The organism is Candidatus Eremiobacteraceae bacterium (assembly GCA_035710745.1).
Lineage (GTDB): Bacteria > Vulcanimicrobiota > Vulcanimicrobiia > Eremiobacterales > Eremiobacteraceae > JANWLL01.
Map to the genome: position 1 here is coordinate 1 of DASTCX010000015.1, position 18,349 is coordinate 18,349.

At 64.1% G+C, this 18,349-nt stretch carries 16 protein-coding genes; 8 read left to right on the top strand and 8 right to left on the bottom strand.

The window, feature by feature from the left end:
* Positions 1-798: 798 nt before the first annotated feature.
* The gene (locus VFO25_05445; protein HET9342336.1) at positions 799-1,524 is read left to right on the top strand and encodes a hypothetical protein; all 726 of its coding nucleotides are present in this window, start codon (positions 799-801) and stop codon (positions 1,522-1,524) included.
* Positions 1,525-1,543: 19 nt separating this feature from the next.
* Here VFO25_05445 and VFO25_05450 read toward each other — a convergent pair whose 3' ends face one another.
* Positions 1,544-2,779, bottom strand: coding sequence for an AMP-binding protein (locus tag VFO25_05450; protein HET9342337.1), 1,236 nt, complete (start codon positions 2,777-2,779; stop codon positions 1,544-1,546).
* 365 nt (positions 2,780-3,144) lie between these two features.
* On the opposite strand from VFO25_05450, the gene VFO25_05455 reads away from it, so the two are divergent.
* Together VFO25_05455 and VFO25_05460 are read left to right on the top strand one after the other, a co-directional pair.
* On the top strand, positions 3,145-4,314 hold the full coding sequence (locus VFO25_05455) for an acyl-CoA dehydrogenase family protein (GenBank protein HET9342338.1): 1,170 nt from the start codon (positions 3,145-3,147) through the stop codon (positions 4,312-4,314).
* A 5-nt stretch (positions 4,315-4,319) separates the two neighbouring features.
* Positions 4,320-4,868, top strand: coding sequence for a hypothetical protein (locus VFO25_05460; protein ID HET9342339.1), 549 nt, complete (start codon positions 4,320-4,322; stop codon positions 4,866-4,868).
* 123 nt (positions 4,869-4,991) lie between these two features.
* Here VFO25_05460 and VFO25_05465 read toward each other — a convergent pair whose 3' ends face one another.
* The 6 genes from VFO25_05465 to tsaE all read right to left on the bottom strand — a co-directional run bounded on the left by VFO25_05465 (position 4,992) and on the right by tsaE (position 7,970).
* A complete protein-coding gene (locus tag VFO25_05465) occupies positions 4,992-5,132 on the bottom strand; it encodes a hypothetical protein (GenBank protein ID HET9342340.1) in 141 nt (46 codons plus the stop codon).
* Complete coding sequence (gene rsfS / locus VFO25_05470; protein HET9342341.1) at positions 5,132-5,596, bottom strand: ribosome silencing factor; 465 nt, start codon at positions 5,594-5,596, stop codon at positions 5,132-5,134. Before rsfS ends, VFO25_05465 begins: the two co-directional genes overlap by 1 nt.
* A gap of 97 nt (positions 5,597-5,693) precedes the next feature.
* Positions 5,694-6,377, bottom strand: coding sequence for a bis(5'-nucleosyl)-tetraphosphatase (symmetrical) YqeK (gene yqeK, locus VFO25_05475; GenBank protein ID HET9342342.1), 684 nt, complete (start codon positions 6,375-6,377; stop codon positions 5,694-5,696).
* Positions 6,308-6,820 carry a ribosomal protein S18-alanine N-acetyltransferase gene (rimI, locus tag VFO25_05480; GenBank protein HET9342343.1) on the bottom strand — a complete coding sequence of 171 codons (513 nt, stop codon included), beginning with the start codon at positions 6,818-6,820 and terminating at the stop codon, positions 6,308-6,310. Before rimI ends, yqeK begins: the two co-directional genes overlap by 70 nt.
* Complete coding sequence (gene tsaB / locus VFO25_05485) at positions 6,817-7,476, bottom strand: tRNA (adenosine(37)-N6)-threonylcarbamoyltransferase complex dimerization subunit type 1 TsaB (protein ID HET9342344.1); 660 nt, start codon at positions 7,474-7,476, stop codon at positions 6,817-6,819. The genes rimI and tsaB overlap by 4 nt, the downstream gene beginning before the upstream one ends.
* Complete coding sequence (gene tsaE / locus VFO25_05490) at positions 7,473-7,970, bottom strand: tRNA (adenosine(37)-N6)-threonylcarbamoyltransferase complex ATPase subunit type 1 TsaE (protein HET9342345.1); 498 nt, start codon at positions 7,968-7,970, stop codon at positions 7,473-7,475. The genes tsaB and tsaE overlap by 4 nt, the downstream gene beginning before the upstream one ends.
* Before the next feature lie 290 nt (positions 7,971-8,260).
* On the opposite strand from tsaE, the gene gyrA reads away from it, so the two are divergent.
* The 5 genes from gyrA (at position 8,261) to VFO25_05515 (ending at position 16,763) form a co-directional block, all read left to right on the top strand.
* Entirely contained in the window at positions 8,261-10,702 is a 2,442-nt protein-coding gene (gyrA, locus tag VFO25_05495) for a DNA gyrase subunit A (protein ID HET9342346.1), read from the top strand.
* 49 nt (positions 10,703-10,751) lie between these two features.
* Complete coding sequence (trxA, locus tag VFO25_05500; protein ID HET9342347.1) at positions 10,752-11,087, top strand: thioredoxin; 336 nt, start codon at positions 10,752-10,754, stop codon at positions 11,085-11,087.
* Positions 11,088-11,161: 74 nt separating this feature from the next.
* On the top strand, positions 11,162-12,541 hold the full coding sequence (gene selA, locus VFO25_05505; GenBank protein HET9342348.1) for an L-seryl-tRNA(Sec) selenium transferase: 1,380 nt from the start codon (positions 11,162-11,164) through the stop codon (positions 12,539-12,541).
* On the top strand, positions 12,532-14,445 hold the full coding sequence (selB, locus tag VFO25_05510; protein ID HET9342349.1) for a selenocysteine-specific translation elongation factor: 1,914 nt from the start codon (positions 12,532-12,534) through the stop codon (positions 14,443-14,445). The genes selA and selB overlap by 10 nt, the downstream gene beginning before the upstream one ends.
* A gap of 50 nt (positions 14,446-14,495) precedes the next feature.
* A complete protein-coding gene (locus VFO25_05515; protein ID HET9342350.1) occupies positions 14,496-16,763 on the top strand; it encodes a TonB-dependent receptor in 2,268 nt (755 codons plus the stop codon).
* 161 nt (positions 16,764-16,924) lie between these two features.
* Here VFO25_05515 and VFO25_05520 read toward each other — a convergent pair whose 3' ends face one another.
* Entirely contained in the window at positions 16,925-18,310 is a 1,386-nt protein-coding gene (locus tag VFO25_05520) for a substrate-binding domain-containing protein (protein ID HET9342351.1), read from the bottom strand.
* Between the last annotated feature and the right edge of the window lie 39 nt (positions 18,311-18,349).

Consider the following 18,349-nt stretch of genomic DNA (forward strand, 5'->3'; position numbering starts at 1 on the left):
TTCGCGCCGCGTTCTGATTCGCCGAGAATAGCAACGATCTGCGATTCGCTAAAACGAGACTTTCGCACGGTAGCCTCCTGGATGGCGGTACGCCTCCAGGTTGCCCATCTCCGCTGGGATAACTCCGTGGGGCCAGGTCAGGCCGACAGTGGTCCGTCAAACCGCCTGTCGCGGGTTCGATTCCCGTCGCTTCCAGCCCCGGGCGACGGAATGCTCATGGCGTCGGACCTCTTGAGCATCTGTTGCAAAGACCGCGCGCGCATGGTATCATTCCCGTGACGGACCACTGCCGGCACCACCCCACGGGTGGTGTTTCTTTTCTCTTAGCGCACAGCGGCGGTCGACCGTGAAGCTCAACCGCTCCAACTCAATCGGGTTTCGCGTTTCGCAAGTCCCGAATGCGCAATTCCTTCAACTCTGAGTACCATACAGAATCGCCATACTATTTGGTGTTTTTAGGTCATATTTTTCCGTTGTCCTCATTATGTCCTCACTACGCAGCGCGTCTAGATCCGTGGTACCACTTAGCTAGTCGAGGTCACGCCAGCTTATCGGCTGCCCCACTGGGGGCTATGCTCTCGACGCGTCTAGCCGATACCTAGAATGCAACGACTTGAAGGGGCTGGCAACGTATGCGCTTGGTATTTGTCGGCACGCTTGTAGCCGCACTAGTCGCGAGTAGCGGCTACCGTTATTTCATTCTACCGGCACTCGCGTTAACGCAGCCGGTATCTCCGCAGGACATGGAGCGCGAGATCAAAGAGCACGCCTCCGACAACGCACTGATCACCAAATACGTTGAACAATGCCCCGGAAGTTGCACGCTTCCCATTCCGCTCCGGCACGAAGGTCTACCGATTCTCGCCAGATTGGGAAATCGACGCGTACAACGAGATGCCCGACGGCACACTGTATATCTCTTACGAACCGCCACTTCCGCCGCCAATGTCCGCCGGTGACATTCCCGAAAAAGTCGGACTGCTCCAGGCCGGCGTCTTTACGCCTATCGACCTCGGAGTGTCGCCTATCTATGTGGCGTTCATGGGCACGCTTGCGGGTGAGCCCGTGATCGATGTTGGGCCGCCGACAAAGCGGTTCGTTCTAGATGGACGACAAGCCCGATCGGTCCCTAGCGATACGAAACTCGAAGGAGTCGGGATAGGAACCAACTTTCAACTGCATGACGGAAGCACTTGCTCACTGGCAGACTCCCCTGATTCAGGCGTTGAGGTCTATGCGAACCACGATGGCAAACAAAGGATCCTGCTCACCACTTCGACTGTTGACAGAACCTTTGGAGGCCATGTCTACGGAATCCAGACGTTCTCGTGCGCCACATTCGATGGGGACGACTACCTCGACATGAACGGATGGCTGATCTTTCGGATCCAGAACGGAGACCTTCACTTGATGGTTCGTGGGCGACTGTGGGCTGCAGGACCTCACCACATCCTAATGACGGAAGAGAACCTGCAAGCCCCACAAGATCATCCTTCATACTATCTCGAAGGAATCGCGCCTTGAAACACGAGCCCCGCGTCTGTTAACCATTAGTCGCCGCCGCTCGAAGGTCCCTAATTCTCCATTCCTTCATCTGTGTGTCCAACCCCAGATTCTCTGTCAGCTGCGCGAGCGGCAGAACTTCGATGACGTTTGGCGCGACTTCCATCTCGGCGAGCAGCCTCGCCGTGATCTTTCGCTTGACAGCCTCGGGATCGACGTCGTCGCGCAGCGCGACCGAGAGCACGATCTCATCGAGGCCGAGCGCTTCGCCATCCTTCTTGCGCACGACGACTTGCCACTCGACGACTTCGTCGATCGAAGCCATCGCCGGCAAGAAATTGTTCAGGTCGACGAGCGTGCCGCGGATCTTCGTCAGCTGGAACTCGCCCACGTCGGAACGTCGCGAAAGCGTCGTCGACACACGCGGCACGATGCGGCCGCAGCCCGGGCACGGATCGTAGACGATCCCGTTCTCTGCGATGTCGCCCGTTTTGTATCTGATGACGCAAGAACCGCGGCCTTCGAGCGCGGTGTAGACGAGTTCGCCGCGCTCGCCCGGGCCGACGAGTTCATCGGTGTCGGGATCGACGCACTCGAAGATCTCGAGATCTGGATACGTGTGGAACCCGTACGACGTCTCGTGATCCGGCGGCATGCATTCCGCCCAGCAATGCCGCGCTTCGGTGAAGCCGAGAACGCTCTGCACGCGGACGTCCGGCGCGCCCATCTGGGCGCATAACTCGCCGATCTTCGAACGCAAGCCAAGCGGAACTCGCTCGCCGCCGAGCGCGACCTTCACGAGCTTCGTCAAACGAACGCCTTCGCTCGCAGCTTGTCGCAGCATGTGATAGACAAAGCCCGGAACGCCGATGAGGACGTCGGGCTGCATGCGCCCGAGCGCCGACGTTACCCGACGTGCCGAGCACCTTGCCTCCGCCGGTGTGGACGATGAGCGTCGGCACGCTTTGACCGACGGCGTACGTCTGCCAGAACGCGAGATGCGGCGCGAACGGGAACACGTTGAGCGAGCGCATCGTGCCCTCGATGCCGCCGACTTGCGCCACCCGACGGCCGACAAGGTGAAGCCGCTCGAAATCGAGCGGCGAGTAGACGAACTGTGTCGGTAACGCGCTTCGGCCGGTCGTGAAGATGACATGGACCGGTCCGTATTCGCGCCGCACCTCTTCGCGTACGGTCGCCTCGTCATGGAGCATGCGCACCAACAACAGCCGCGCGAGCACGCTCTTCGATGCGTACTGTCGCATTTTTTCGGCATCTGGTTGGAGGACGATGTCGAGATGGCGCGACGGATTATCTGCGGTCGGCGCGATGTCGTGCTTTGTCGTGAACGGTATGCGCCGCAAATCGTCGATCGTGCGGATCGAGCGCGGGTCGATCTTGTGCGTGTCGAAGAGGCGTCTGTAGAACGGGCTGTACGGATACAGCTGCTCGTTGACGAAGCGGCGAAGGCGCGCGCCGCGTTCCGCGTGCCAATCCGCCCATGGCCTCATCGGCTTCCAGTACGGAGAGCGCTGGACGTCTTCGAGCATGACGACCGTCCCAATTGGCCTCGCGGCGCGGATTCACCCTCGCCCGGAGCGAATGCCGCCGCGACGCTTTCGCTCGGAAAGGATCGCGACGATGGCCACGACGCTTGCGCCTTCGGGACTCAACTTCGAACTCTCCGACGATCTCAAGCTGCTCAAACGATCGATCCGCGAGTTCGTCGAGAACGAGCTATGGCCGCTCACCGACGAGCTGGAAGAGAGCGACGATATCCCGCGATCCGCGATCGACAAGATGAAGGAGATGGGTCTGTTCGGTCTGCCGTTCTCGGAAGAGTACGGCGGCGCCGGCATCGGCGAACTCGGCTACTGTGTCGCTCTTGAGGAGCTCGGTCGCGCCAATGCAGCGTTTTCAAACCTCATCGGAGCGCACTGCAGCATCGGCGCGATGGCCTTCTATCTCGACGCGAGCAAAGATCTCAAGTCGAAATATATGGAGCAGCTGTGCGCGGGCGATAAGCTGGCCTGTTTCGCGCTGTCCGAGCCGAACGCCGGCTCCGACGCGGCGAATATCCAGACCAGCGCGCGGATCGACGGCGACACCTACGTCCTCAACGGCGTCAAGCACTTCATCACGAGCGGCGATCTCGCCGATTTCGCGACCGTCTTCGCGGTCACCGACAAGAGTCTGGGCGCGCGCGGTGGCATCACCGCGTTCTGGGTCGACCTCAACCAGCCCGGCGTCAAGCGCGGCCCCAACGACAAGAAGATGGGGCTGCGCGGATCGCACACCTGCGAGCTCGTCTTTCAGGACGCGAAGGTGCCCGCCGACCACGTCATCGGCAAAGTCGGCATGGGATTCATCACCGCGATGAAGACGCTCGACCTAGGCCGCTTGTCGCTCGGCGCCGGCTGCGTCGGCGGCTCGCAGATACTCCTCGAGAAAGCGATCGCCTATGCGAAGGAGCGCATACAGTTCGGAAAGCCCATCGCGAAACAGCAGGCGGTTCAGTTCATGCTCGCCGACATCGCGACGAAGATATTCGCCGCGCGCAACATGGTCTATCACGGCGCGTGGAAAGCGGACCGCGGCGATCGCTTCTCGCTCGAAGCCGCGATGGTGAAGCGCTACTGCTCTGACATGTCGATCTATGTGGTCGATCGAGTGCTCCAGATCCACGGCGGCATGGGCTTCATGAAAGAGACGGGCATCGAGCGTGCGTATCGCGACGCGCGAATCTTGGCGATCTACGAAGGCACGAATGAGATCCAACGCCAGATCATCGCAGAAGAACTGCTGAAGTAGCCGCGATGACGTGGGAGGCGCTCACCGCGATCGCGTCGCTCGTGACGACGCTTGTCATCGCCGTCACGGCGATCGTCGCGATCGTCCAGATCCGTCACTTGCGCGCCGCCAACCAGCTCGCGGCGGCGATGGCTCTTATGGGTGAATTGGAGACTCTCGTCGACGTCCGGACGTTTGTCGCGACTACGCTCGAGCTAAAGCTCAAAGATCCTGCGTTTCGGGAGTCGCTCTCCACCAACAGATTCGACCGGCACGAGCACCTCGAAATCATCCTCGGCAACTACTGGGAGAAGTTTGGCATCTTGCTTCGCCAAGGGCTGCTCGATAGGCAGCTCTTCCTCGACTGGGGCGCACAAGGGTGTCTTCGTGATTGGAGGCAGCTGCGCGAGGTGACGGCCCTGATCCGCGGACCCTCGCCCCAAGTGTGGCGCGACTTCGAATACCTGGCGCACATGGCCGCGATCCACTTGGACGACCTCTACCGTCATCCGCTCAAACACCCGGAGTGGCGAGAAAGCCTCGACGCGGTGCCGGAGACCGGCGCCGCCGACTAGCTGCGCGGTCGTTAACGGTCGAGCTAAAGCTCGACCGCTACATATAAGTCCGGCAGGGACACGCAGGTGACGGGAGCGATGTCCCTGCCTTGCATCGCATACCGAGCAGGAACCGATGGTGTTTCAGTGCCCGGGCGGGTTCGCCGGCTGGGTCAGCATGATGATCGACGCCGCCGCCACCGAGAAGACGAAAACGACGAGAAATATCCATACGAACGAGCGATAGATCTTTTCGCGCTGTTTGCGCTTCATCTTCGACAGCATCAGGACCGCCGTTTCGACGCGCTCGGGGCCTTACCCCACAGCCGCTCGAGGTTGTAGAACTCGCGAGCCTGCGGCGTGAAGACGTGGACGATGACCGCCCCGTAGTCGACGAGGATCCAGGTCGCGTCGTTATACCCCTCGGTACGCAGCGGGGATCCCCATTCGTCCTCGCCGGCCTCGACGACCGCGTCCGCTATCGCTCTCGCCTGTATGGCCGAACGTCCGGTCGCGAGGATGAAGAAGTCTGCGAAGGCCGCTTTGTCGCGGATATCGAGCATCAGGACTTCTTCCGCCTTTTTCGCCGATGCCGCATCGCGGCACGTGAGCGCGAGCGATCGCGCTTGTTCGTCGTCGAGCTTTGCGACGTGCTCTTTCGTCGACGCGATTCCGGCGCGGTCGGACTCTATTGCCTGCGCCCCGTCGAGAACGCGAGAGCGCCCGGAGTTCGCCGGCGGACGCTTCACGGCGCGCTTCGCAGTGCCCGCGCGAGAAGCGCGCGCTTTCTTCGGAGCCGCCGCAGAGGGCCGCACAGCGGTCCGCCCGCGCGGCTTCGACGGCCGCTTACGACGCGTCGCCATAGCGCTTCATCATGTCTTCGTACAATTCCAATGTCTCCTGTGCGACCGCGACTCGTCTCGCGGTAAGGTGATCCATCGATGCTCGCACGCTCGCGTAGAGGCCCTCGTCGAGCGAGCGAAACGCGGCTGCCTCGAGCTCTGCTCGTTGCGGAAACTTCCGTCCGGGCTCGATCGAGTCCGCGACGTACACGATTTTCTCGAGATCGGACATCCCCATTTCCGCGACCGTGTGGTGCGCGATCGCACCGAGCACGTCGCGATCCTCGATCCCGAACTCGCAGCGCGCGATCTCCGCACCGATCGCCGCGTGCATGAGCACCGGCGCGGCGCGAGCGACATCGCTCACCGGCAAGCCGTGGCTCTGCGCATACGCGAACGCCGCCTGCGGCTTCCACAATCGTGCGACGTCGTGCAGAACGCCGGCGACGCGCGCTTTGAGCGTCGACACGCCGTAGAGCGAGGCGAGCCGCTCGGCCATCCGAGCGACCCGAATGGCGTGCGCAAAACGGTGCTCGTCAGTGCGGGCGCGGACATCCTTGCACAGCTTGATGAAATCGGAGCCCGAGAGCGTGAGCGGCGCGTCCGTCGCCAGAGGGTTCAGTCGAGCCCCGCTTTCAAGGCGTTGAGCCTGTTCTGGAAGACGGCGCCTTTGAGGTTGCCGGCCCACATGACGAGCGCGTTCTCATCGTTGTCGGAGTAGTAGCCGCGCCGCGTATTGACGACCGTGAAGCCGTACTTGCGGTAGAGCTCCTGCGCCGCGGTGTTCGACTCTCGCACCTCGAGCGTCACCCAGCACGCACCGCGCTCGATCGCTTCGTCGAGCAGATGGACGAGGATCCTTTCACCGAGCCGCTGACGCTGATGCGAAGGCCTCACCGCGACGGTCGTGATGTGCGCGTCTTCGAGGATGACCCAAAGCCCGCCGTAGGCGACGATCTCGTCGTCGGACCGGCCGACGAAGTAGTGCGCAAGCTTGTTCTCGGTCAATTCGTTCTGGAACGCGTTGCGAGGCCACGGCGTCGAGAAACAGAGCGCCTCGACGCGCAGCACTTCTGGGATGTCCTCGATGTTCATCGGCCCGATGTCGAGGGTGCGGGGGAGCGACTTCATCTGGGCTTCAAATTCGAGGCGTTCGGAGCGACGCCCCTCTCCTGCGCGCCCCGCCGTCGTTCCCAATTGACCACGGCATTGGGCCTACCGCCGTAGTCGATATCGACGGCCTGCCAACCGCCCGGGGCTCCGCCCGCAGAACGTCGCCTAGCGATGCGCGCGATCCGCAGCGCTTGCTCGCCGGCCGGGATGTCCGCGAGATCGCGTACGTCCACGCCCGCGAGTTGCGCGCCCAGCTCTTCGCGCGTGCCGCTCGTGAAGTGCGGTGTCGCGGCTGCATCGCCGATGGTCCGCGTATAGTAGAAATCGCGCTTGCCTTCGACGAGCGAGGTGCGCGGAAATGTCGTACCAGCACCTTCGTCGACGACATCGTATGAGGAGACGCCGATCACCGGCAAATCGCGCGCCTGCGCGATGCTCTTCGCAAGCGCGACGCCGATGCGCAATCCGGTGAACGAACCGGGTCCGGTGCACGCGGCGACAAGCGCGATATCGTCGATCGTCAGATCCGCCGCGCGGAGGACTTGGCGCACGCAGCGCAATGCGCCGCTCAGCGCTTGTTCGTGGGTCGTCGTCGCATGCTCGGCGTCGTCCGAAACGATCGCCACCCCGACCGGGCCGGCTGTCGCGATCGCAAGCGTCGTCACGCCTTTCACATCGTCCTCAGCGCTTCGAGCGTCTGCAGCGCGATGCGGGAGCCCACATCGATGCACCCGATGTTCGCGATCCGTCCGGACGGCGCGAGATCGAGCCTGATCGTCAGTGAGTCGGACGGCCACCGACGGGCATGCGCACGTTCCGCCCACTCGACGAGCATGACGCCGTCTCGCGGCATGTAGAGGTCGAGATCGAGGTCGTCTATTTCCGACTCAGTTTCGATGCGGTAAAGGTCGAGATGCCACACCGGCAGCCGGCCGCCCGGGTAGCTATGCGCCAAGACGAATGACGGACTCGCCGCAGGCTTGTGAGCCCCGATTCCAGCGGCGAAACCTTGGACGAGTGTCGTCTTGCCCGCGCCGAGTGGACCGTCGAGCAAGACGACAAGCCCTGGACGCGCCGCGCGCGCGAGCTGCTCGCCGAGTCGCACCGTCGCGGTCGCATCGGGCAGCAGCCTCGTCGTCACGTGGAAGTCGGCTTTGGACGGTGACATTGACTGCGCATACCCGCGATTTTTCAGCGGTTCCTGCGTCTTCGAACGGCGTCTGGGCGGGAGAGCGAAAGCGCAGGCTCGAAACTTCACGTGTTGCGACCTTACGCATGCGTAGCGACCATATGTGCGGTCGAATTTGTGGTAAGCCGAGCGATGCTCGGCCCCGATATCTTACCGCTTTTTGACCAGGCCGAGAACACGTTGTGAGAGGACCCGGCGGCCCTAAAGAACCGGGCGACGGCGGCAAGAAAACGCCGCGCGAGATAAGCTTCGAGGAATACCGACACGCTATGCCATCCGATCGAATCCTAACCGTCAACATCGAAGACGAGATGCGGCGGTCCTACATCGATTACGCGATGAGCGTGATCGTGGCCCGAGCGCTCCCCGACGTCCGCGACGGTCTCAAGCCCGTCCACCGGCGCATCCTGTACGCCATGTCGCAGCTCGGCCTCAACCCTGACAAGGCGCACCGCAAGTGCGCCGGCACGGTCGGTGAGGTCCTGAAGAACTACCATCCGCACGGCGACGTGTCGGTCTACGACGCGCTCGTCCGCATGGCCCAGGATTTCAGCCTCCGCTACCCGCTCGTCGACGGCCACGGCAACTTCGGTTCGGTCGACGGCGATCCGCCCGCGGCGATGCGCTACACGGAAGCGCGGCTAGCGGCGCTGTCGCTCGAAATGCTCGCCGACATCGACAAAGAGACGGTCGATTTCGTCCCCAACTACGACGCATCGTCGCGCGAGCCGGCGCTCTTGCCGTCACGCGTGCCGAACTTGCTCGTCAACGGATCGTCGGGCATCGCGGTCGGCATGGCGACGAACATCCCGCCGCACAACATGACCGAAGTGTGCGATGCGCTCATCGCGCTCATCGACGATCGCGATCTCAAGGACGAGGAACTGCTGAAGATCGTCACCGGCCCGGACTTCCCGACCGGCGGCCTCATCCTCGGGCGCGAAGGCATCCGTCAGAGCTATCTCACCGGCCGTGGCTCGATCGTCATGCGCTCGAAGCACGAGTTCGAGGAGCTGCGCGGCGGTCGCCAGGCGATCATCGTCACCGAGATCCCGTTCCAGGTCAACAAAGCGCGCCTCATCGAGTCGATCGCACAGCTCGTCCAGGACAAGAAGACCGCCGGCATCGCCGATCTGCGCGACGAGAGCGACCGCAAGGGCATGCGCATCGTCATCGAGCTCAAGCGCGACGGGCAGGCGCAGCTCGTCCTCAACCAGCTGTACAAACACACGCCGCTCCAGACGTCGTTCGGCGTCAACTGCGTCGCCCTGGTCGATGGCCAACCGCGAACGCTGAGCCTGCGCGAGATGCTCGTCGAGTACATCGAGCATCGCAAAGAAGTGACGACGCGGCGCTGCCGCTTCGACCTGCGCAAGGCGAAAGAACGCGCCCACATCCTCGAGGGCTACCGTATAGCCCTCGACCACATCGACGCGATCATCAAGCTCATCCGCGGATCGCAGACCACCGACGACGCGCGCTCGGGCTTGATGAAGAAGTTCGAGCTGAGCGAGATCCAGGCGAACGCGATCCTCGACCTCCGCCTGCAGCGCCTTGTCGCTCTCGAGCGCCAGAAGATCGAAGACGAATACGTCGCGCTGCTCAAGACGATCGCGAACCTCGAGGACATCCTCAAGAGCCAGCGGCGCATCTACGGGCTCGTCAAAGACGACGTCAACGCGCTCAAGAAGAAGTTCGGCGACAAGCGGCGCACGCAGATCGTCGAAGCCGAAGGCGAGTTCGCCGTCGAGGACCTCATCGCGGACACGAACGTCGTCGTCACGGTCACCGCGGGCGGCTACATCAAGCGGCAGATCGTCGACGCCTTCCGCGCGCAAAATCGCGGCGGGCGGGGCATCACGGGCGTCAACCTCAAGAAGGAAGACGTGCCGCGCCATCTGTTCCCGGCGACGACGCACCAGCACGTGCTCTTCTTCACCAACCGCGGCCGGGTCTACCGGTTGCGCGCGCACGAGATACCGGACGCGTCGCGCCAAGCGCGCGGTACCGCGCTCGTCAATCTGCTGACGCTCCCGCCCGGCGAGACCGTCACGGCCGTGCTTCCCATCCGAACGCTCGGCACCGAAGAATTCCTCGTCATGGTGACGCGCCGCGGCTACATCAAGAAGACGACGCTCTCCGACTTCGGCGGCGTACGCCGCTCCGGACTCATCGCCATCAACCTCATGCAAGGGGACGAGCTGCTCAACGTCCAGCTGACGGACGGCACAGCCGAACTCGTGCTCGCGACATCGGATGGTTACGCGATCCGCTTCGACGAGAAGACCGTGCGGCCGATGGGCCGCGCGAGCCGCGGCGTGCGCGCCGTGCGCCTTACCGGTCGCGCGAACGTCGTGGCGATGGACGTCGTCGGCAAGGATCGGCGAGAGGTCCTCGTCATCACGCGCAACGGTTACGGCAAGCGGACGCCGATCGACGACTATCGCAAGACGAATCGCGGCGGCAAGGGCATCAAAGCGTTCAACCGTACCGAGAAGAACGGCGACATCATCGAGCAGCTGCTCGTGAAGCCCGATGACGAGATCATGGTCATTTCGTCGAAGGGCATCGTCATCCGCACCCGCGTCTTCGAGATCCGCGAGACGGGCCGGGCGGCGCAGGGCGTGCGCGTCATGAAACTCGAGGAGGGTGACGCCGTCATCGACGCCGCGAACATCGGCCATCGTGCGGAGGAGGCGGAACGGATATGACGCGAAGTCCGTCCGCCCTCGAACCGTCGCAGTCGCATAGGAGATCCTCGTGAGCGATCCGGTCACCGTCAGCCAAAGTTCTTTCCAATCTGAAGTGCTTCAGTCGGGTTCGCCCGTGCTCGTCGACTTCTGGGCGACCTGGTGCTCGCCGTGCCTCGCCATCGCGCCGCTCGTCAAACGGCTGGCGGCCACGTATCAAGGCCGCCTCAAGGTCGCCAAGGTCGATACCGACGAGAACCAAGACCTCGCTGCGCGCTACGACGTGACCGGCATCCCGTGTCTCATCCTTTTCAAGAACGGCGAACCCGTCGACCGGATCGTCGGTTACGTGCCTGAGAAGATGCTCGTCGCGATGGTCGAGAAGCACCTCACCCCGGCCGCTTAGTCGTATCATCAAAGATCCCGTAGCGGTCGAGCTTTAGCTCGACCGCCGCGGTCTTCCCAAGCGCCAAACAAATCATGGACACCGACTCGCTGCGATCCGTCCCCGCCGTCCACCGTTTCACCGACGACGCGGCGATCGCGGCCTACCGTCCATTGCTCGGGGCGTCAGCGGTCAAGACGTGCGTCAATGAAGTCCTCGAAGGAGCGCGCGCGGCCGCCAGCGCGGGCGATCCGTTAACGTTTGACCTGTTGCGCGAGCGCGTGCTGAGCGCGCTTGCCGCGCGCGAGGCCGACGGCCTCATCGGCGTCGTCAACGCCACCGGCGTCCTGCTCCACACGAACTTCGGCCGAGCGCCGCTCGCTGACGCGGCGATCGATGCCGTCGCAAGACTCGGTCCGGGCTATACGAACCTCGAATTCGATCTCGAGAGCGGCGATCGCGGCAGCCGTTACGATCGCGTCGCGTCGCAGCTGTGCGAACTCTCGGGCGCGCAAGCGGCGCTCGTCGTCAACAATTGCGCCGCCGCCGTCCTGATCGTGCTCGACACGTTCGCGCGCGGCCGCGAAGTCGTCGTCAGCCGCGGCCAGCTCATCGAGATCGGCGGCGCGTTCCGCCTTCCCGACGTCCTTAGGAAGAGCGGCGCGACGCTCGTCGAGGTCGGCACGACCAACCGCACGTACGGCGCGGATTACCGCGACGCGTGGTCGGAGCGGACTGCGATCTTCATGCGTTCGCATCCGAGCAACTACCGTGTCGAGGGCTTCACCGCCGAAGTCGACGCGGGCTCGATGGCGGCGATGGCGCGCGAACTCGGCGTCTTGTCGTTCGAGGATCTCGGCTCCGGCGCGCTCGTCGATCTGTCGCGTTTCGGGTTGCCCCGCGAGCCGACGCTTGCGGACGAGATCGCCGCCGGCGTCGACCTCGTCGCGGTCTCCGGCGACAAGCTGCTCGGCGGACCTCAGTGCGGCATCATCGCCGGGCGCGGCGGGCTCATCGACGCGCTGCGACGCAACCCGTTGCTTCGTGCCCTACGCGTCGATAAGATGACGCTCGCCTCGCTCTCGGCGACGCTCGCGCTTTACATCGAGCCGGGGCGCTTGCGCGACATCCCCTTCTTCGCGATGCTGACGACGCCGCTTGACGATCTTCGAGCGCGCGCCGACGCGATCTGCAAGGCGACGAGCGGCGCGCGATCGATCGACGTCAGCACCCGCGACACGCTGTCCGCGATAGGCGGCGGCAGCCTGCCTACTTCGACGATCGCTTCCGCGGGCATCGCTCTCATCTCGCGCGAGACGAGCGTCGACGACTTAGCGGCGCATCTGCGACGTCGGCGGCCGCCGATCGTCGGACGCGCGGACGGCGACTGCGTCGTCCTCGACCTTCGCACGGTGCGACCCGCCGAGGACGCCGCCATCGTCGCGGCCGTCATGTCCGCCCCGGCATGCGTATAGTCGGGACCGCCGGGCACGTCGATCACGGCAAGAGCTCTCTCGTCATCTCGCTGACCGGCCACAATCCCGACCGCTGGGTCGAGGAGCTCGAGCGCGGCATGACCCTCGACCTCGGGTTCGCGCCTTTGCGCTTTTCCGACGGCGTCGAGGCGGGCATCATCGACGTGCCCGGCCACGAGCGTTTCATCCATAATATGCTCGCCGGCGCGGCCGGCATCGACGTGCTCCTGCTCGTCGTCGACGCGCTCGAAGGCCCGCGGGCGCAGACCCGTGAGCACCTTCAGATACTCGGCTTCCTCAATGTCGCGCGCTCGATCGTCGTGCTCACGAAGATCGATATCGCAGACGAGGCGGCGGTCTCGCGCTCGACCGCGGCGGTGCGCGATACGATCGTGGGAACCGTAGCCGCCGATGCTGCGATCATGGCCGTGTCGAACGCGACCGGCCAAGGTATCGAGGAGCTGAAATCGGCGATCCACGATGCGCTCGTCGCGCTTCCGCCGCGGCGCGAGGACGCGCCGGCGTTCTTGCCGATCGATCGCGTCTTCGCTCTGCCCGGTCACGGCACGATCGTCACGGGCACGCTCATGCAAGGGATGATCCGCGCGGGTGACACGCTGACGCTCCAGCCTGCGGACCGGCCGGCGCGCGTGCGCAGCCTTCAGATCTTCGGACGCAAGACCGGCAGCGCTCACGCCGGCTCCCGATTGGCGATCAACGTGCCCGGCATCGATGCCTCGACGACACGGCGCGGAGACGTCCTCGCCGCAACTCGCGAGTTCGAGCCGTCGTCGATGTTGTCTGTCGAGTTCACGCCGCTCGAAGGGGCATTGCCCCTCTTGCGCCGGCGCACCGCGGTGCGCGTCCACATCGGCTCGGCGGAGATCGAAGGACGCCTCGTGTTCGACGAGCGGCCGACGACGGCAGAGCCGGTGCAGGGGCTCGTCGAACTGGCGCGCCCGACGGTGACGTATCGCGGCGCTCGATTCATCGTACGTCGTTTGAGTCCGAAGGATCTCCTCGGCGGCGGCACCGTCGTGTACAGCGATCTTGGGGAGCGGTCGAGATTCATCTCGACCGCCGCGGCCGGTCCAGACGATACGAACCGAGACGACGCGCTCTGCCTTGAGGCGATCGAATCCGTCGGCATTGCAACCGTCGAGCTTCTTAAGATCGCCTCTGCTGCGAATATCCTCGAGGCCGCGGCACGCTCGGCGGTCGGTCGCCTTGTCGAAGAAGGCCGCGTCGTCGCGCTTGCAAAGCCGGTCTCGTACCTCACGCGTGAAGCGTACGAAACGGCTTTCGAGCGATGCGCCGCTGCTTTGCGCGAACGTCACGCGCGCGCGCCGTGGCGCTTAGGCTGCTCGGCTTCGGAGATCGCCTCCGCTCTCGGCATCGACGATATGCTATGCACGCGCCTGCTCGTCGCGTGGCACGACGACGGTCGCATCGCGGTGAAATCGCGGTGCTGGCGATTACCGGAGTTCACACCGACGCTCGCACCCGAACAGCAGGCGTTCTTCGCAGAAGCGTTTCGCGTCGACGCTACCGCGCCGCTCGTGCCGGCATCGTATGCGAGCGCGATGAGCGGTGCCGACGACCGTCGCATCTCGGGCACACGCGAAGCGTTCGAATCGCTCGTCGCCGCGGGCCAACTGGTCCGTATCGGCGACGACGTCTACCGTCGAAATCAATTCGACCGCGCGCGCCTCACGGTGGAAAACGCGCTTGCGAACGGCGACAGTGCGACGACATCACAGCTGCGTGTCGCGCTTGGAATATCGCGCAAGTACGCGTTGCCGCTTTTAGAACACTTCGACTCGCTCGGCATCACCGTGCGCGACGGAGACCTCAGGCGACTGCGTGCAAGCGCGGGAAATACCGGGTCTCGCGTACAAGTGTGAATGCGATGGTAACTCCGCGTCATTTAAATGGAAACGGCCTTAGGAGGATAATGCTCGCCCTGACCGCGGCCCTCGTCGCATGGTCCGCGTCCGCGACACTCGCGCTCGCCGTCGATACCGGTACGCTGCGCGGCTTCGTCACGGACACGAACGGCCGCGCGATCGCCGGCGCCCACGTCACAGCCTCGATCGCTCGCTCGTCTTTCGGAGCCGTGAGCACCGCTGACGGTTCGTTCACGATCTCATCGATGCCGCAGGGCGTTTACAGCATCGACGTCACCGCTCGCGGCTTCCAGCGCCTCAGCGACCAGATCGTCGAAGTGAACGCCGGCGAGACATCGGACGTGAACCTCACCCTCTCGCAGCAGTCGGCTTCTGCGATGGCGACCATAGGCCGCGTCACGGTCAACGGATCTAATGCGCTCTCGACCGCGTCGGCGCCGACGACCGACCTCGCCCCTCAAGATCTCGCCGGCCGCGGAGTCGAGCAGCTCTCGCAGATACTCGGCGATCAGATCGCGCTGACATTGACGCGCCAGATGGGCGGCGCCCCAGGTCTGCCGGAATCGGCGAGCATCCGCGGCCCGGATCCGTCGGAGACGGTCGTCGACATCGACGGGCATCAAGTGAACAACTCGAACACCGGCGATTTCGATCTCGAGCTCATGGATCCGGCGGAATACTCGAGCGTCCAGGTCGTCTATGGGATCGGCCCGTCATCGCTCGTCGGCGCGAACACGCAAGGCGGAGCGATCAATTTCCGCACGATCGAACCCACGACCGAAGACCACGGACTGCTGCGCTTCACAGCCGGCAGTTTCGGCACGTTCGGGGAGACCGCGCAAGCGACTGGCACTGACGGTCAGTTCGGCTATGCGCTCTCGTGGCATCACTACACGACGCAGGGCGAGACGCGCGATTTCTCGGTCATCGATTCGAACACCGGCCTTCCCGTCGAGCTCGGCAGCGGTGTCAACGGCGTTTCGACGCTCGCGAAGCTGCGCTACACGCTCGACGGCGGCCTCGGTTTCGCCGAGGTGACGTATAGGAACACTGCCGCCTCGCGCGATCTTTCCGCCGGCTTGAGCACGCCGGTCAACCCGGCGAACGCAGGAGAAGGCGCGGTGTTCGATACCGCGCAGGGCGCGTCGGATGAGACGAATGCTCCCGCATTCGGCGTCGATCTCTCCTTGCCGGTCGGTGCGCTCGACGCGTCGGGTGCGGTGACGGCGTCTCTGGTCGCTCGACATCTCACGAGCACGTCCGACGAATCGACGCCGAACGTCGACCCGGCGCTCAATCCCTACCTCATCGACCAGCGCGACCAGCTGAGCGACGACTCGCTCGAGTACGACCGCTATGCCGGCGACTCGACATTCACCCTCGAAGGCGACATCCGGCACGAGCAATTGACCGCGCCGGTCGTGCTCGCGCCAGGCCCGGGCACCCAATCTCAGACGCAGCGTTCGTTCGTCGCGCGCGATGAGTGGAGTCCGACGTCGCACCTCCACTACACGCTCGCCGCGTATGCGAGCCGCTACGACACCTTCGGTTCGTCGATCGATCCGCGCGTCGCGATCGTGTGGACGCCTTCGGCCGATGCCATCTTCAGAGCTTCCGTCGGTTCCGGCTTCCGCGCTCCTCTGCTCGCGGAGCGCGCGTTCAATCCAAATCTGACCGCCGAACGCACGACCGAGTACGAGCTGGGCTACCAGGCGCGCCTTGGCGACGGCGAGCGGCCGGTGAGCGGCGAGCTCAACCTCTACCGCACGAACTTGCGCGACCCGATCTTCTTCACGGTCAACCCCGACGGCAGTTTGGCGTTCTTGGAGAACCTCGGTTTCGTCGTCTATCAGGGCGCGGAGCTGCGGTTCGACGCGCCGCTAGCCGGCGGGACCGAACTGCAAGCCGCATACGGTGTCGACATCGCATATCCGGTCGACAATCCGTTCGCGTTCGACCCCGCGGCGCCAAACGTCGTCGCAGGCGAGCAGTTCCAGAGCATCCCGCCGCGCAAGGCGACGCTTAGCGCTATCCACGACCAGGGCGGATTGCTCGAACGTCTCGACGCGACGTACGAAAGCTCGAACAACGAATTGAACCGGCCGGCGTACGCGCTGTTCAACGCGACGGTCGCGAAGACGTTCGGCCAGACGCAGATCGCGCTCTCGGCGCTCAATCTGACAAATCAGTTCGACGACCGCTTCACCCTACCGGGCGCGGGCGTGCCTTATCCGACGCCCGGTGGCCTGGCGCCGACCGATGCGTTCTCGCTGCAGGGCCAGAGCGTCTCGGTCACGATCACGCGCCGGCTCTAGGCAACCTGACGCAGGGAGCGGTCGAGATTTATGTCGACCGCTCCCTACTCTATGCGACGACCCTAAGCGTCGACCGCTCCATCTTTTCGGGTTCGTCATCGAAATGGAAGTGGCCGGCGATCGCGCGCCGGCCACTTTCCTGTCGCGGGTGACTTCGTAGCCTAGATCGTGCAGACGCCCGATATCGGACCCGGCTTGATGTTCGGCGAGATATGCCGCACCGCGTTCTTCCACTTGGTGTTGAGCGGCGCGAGGCCTTGTTGTGCGAGGATCATGTCGGGCGCGGTTGTTCCGGTCGTGCCCGGCTGCGCATACCAGTTGATGAAGCCGCGAATGCCGGTAGCTTCCCTGCTCTTGTTGTAGCACTCGTACGCGAGGAACCACGTGAACCCGACGACCGGATAGGCCTTCTTCTGGATCGGATCGGGGATCAAGAGCGCGAGATCGAACGGATCGGGATTCGACGGCGGCGCGACGCCGGTGAACGCGGCGAGCGTCGAGCTGATGCTCTGCGCGACGAACGTCTTCACGTTGCCATGGTTGAACCAGTAGTTGTTCTGGAGCAGCGCGGTCGGAAGGCCGCCCGAGACGATCGGAGCGACGAACGACGGACCGACATAGCCGATGGCGCCGGGTGTCGAACCGACGACGCTGACCACGCCGTTGCTGCCGGTACCCGATTGAACCGCGCCGCCCGGCCACGTGACAGTGCCGCCGACGCCGCCCGTCCAGTCGTATGCGGGATTCGACAGGTTTTGGCATGCCGTGTTGAGGTGGTTCGTGAGCAAGAACGTCGTGCCGCTGCTGTCGGCGCGGACGACACGCACGATCGGCTGCGTGCTCACCTGCACGCCGTTGTTGTCCGACGTGATGGTCGGGTCGCCCCAGTTCGTGATCGCGCCTTCCCAGATGCCGCAGTAGGTCTCACGCGACAGCTGAAGGCCGGCGTTCGGCACGGTCTGGCCGCTCGGATTGTAGAACTGCGTGATGTCGGTGGCGAGCGTCGGGATCTGGACATATTGCCCGCGCTCAGGCTGGACCGGGTTCGGATAGGTCGAGCATCCGAACTGGTAACACCCGATCTCGGTCGAGCTCAGGTTCGCGTCGCTGCCCGAGAAATGCCACAGCGGGTACGGGTAGCACGTCGTCGCACCGTTCGGACAGTAGATCGGGGGAACGCTGGGCGGCAGGTTCGACGGCGTTTGGCTCAAGAACGCCGCGCGTCCGCCGCCACTGCCGATCGATGCGTAGTAGAACTCAAAGTTTCCGTTGATGGGAAGGCCGTTCGGCGCGCCTTGCGGATCCGGCGGCATCGCGACGCCGTAGTAGTCCATCCATTGGCGATAGAGCAGCGATGCGAGCGACGAGCCGCCGCCGTATAGCGGAAGGACGCTGCTGTCCGGGCTCGCGGCGCGGCCGGCGGCCGACGGCAATACGCTGGTCGAGGTGCTGCCGCTGTGGCTGCTGCAAGCGGCGATGAGCATCGACGCGACGATCGCCAGCGCCGTCGCCGCCGTGCGCACGCGGCTCCGCTCGATAAGGGTCATCACGCTAATATTCTCCTCACAGGGGGGAACCGTAATGCA

Coding starts and splice junctions, on each gene's coding strand:
- VFO25_05450 (HET9342337.1), bottom strand. CDS start 2,779: ATGCCGAAAAAATGCGACAGTACGCATCGAAGAGCGTGCTCGCGCGGC.
- VFO25_05455 (HET9342338.1), top strand. CDS start 3,145: ATGGCCACGACGCTTGCGCCTTCGGGACTCAACTTCGAACTCTCCGAC.
- VFO25_05460 (HET9342339.1), top strand. CDS start 4,320: ATGACGTGGGAGGCGCTCACCGCGATCGCGTCGCTCGTGACGACGCTT.
- VFO25_05465 (HET9342340.1), bottom strand. CDS start 5,132: ATGCTGTCGAAGATGAAGCGCAAACAGCGCGAAAAGATCTATCGCTCG.
- rimI (HET9342343.1), bottom strand. CDS start 6,820: ATGAAGTCGCTCCCCCGCACCCTCGACATCGGGCCGATGAACATCGAG.
- tsaE (HET9342345.1), bottom strand. CDS start 7,970: ATGTCACCGTCCAAAGCCGACTTCCACGTGACGACGAGGCTGCTGCCC.
- gyrA (HET9342346.1), top strand. CDS start 8,261: ATGCCATCCGATCGAATCCTAACCGTCAACATCGAAGACGAGATGCGG.
- selA (HET9342348.1), top strand. CDS start 11,162: ATGGACACCGACTCGCTGCGATCCGTCCCCGCCGTCCACCGTTTCACC.
- selB (HET9342349.1), top strand. CDS start 12,532: ATGCGTATAGTCGGGACCGCCGGGCACGTCGATCACGGCAAGAGCTCT.
- VFO25_05515 (HET9342350.1), top strand. CDS start 14,496: ATGCTCGCCCTGACCGCGGCCCTCGTCGCATGGTCCGCGTCCGCGACA.
- VFO25_05520 (HET9342351.1), bottom strand. CDS start 18,310: ATGACCCTTATCGAGCGGAGCCGCGTGCGCACGGCGGCGACGGCGCTG.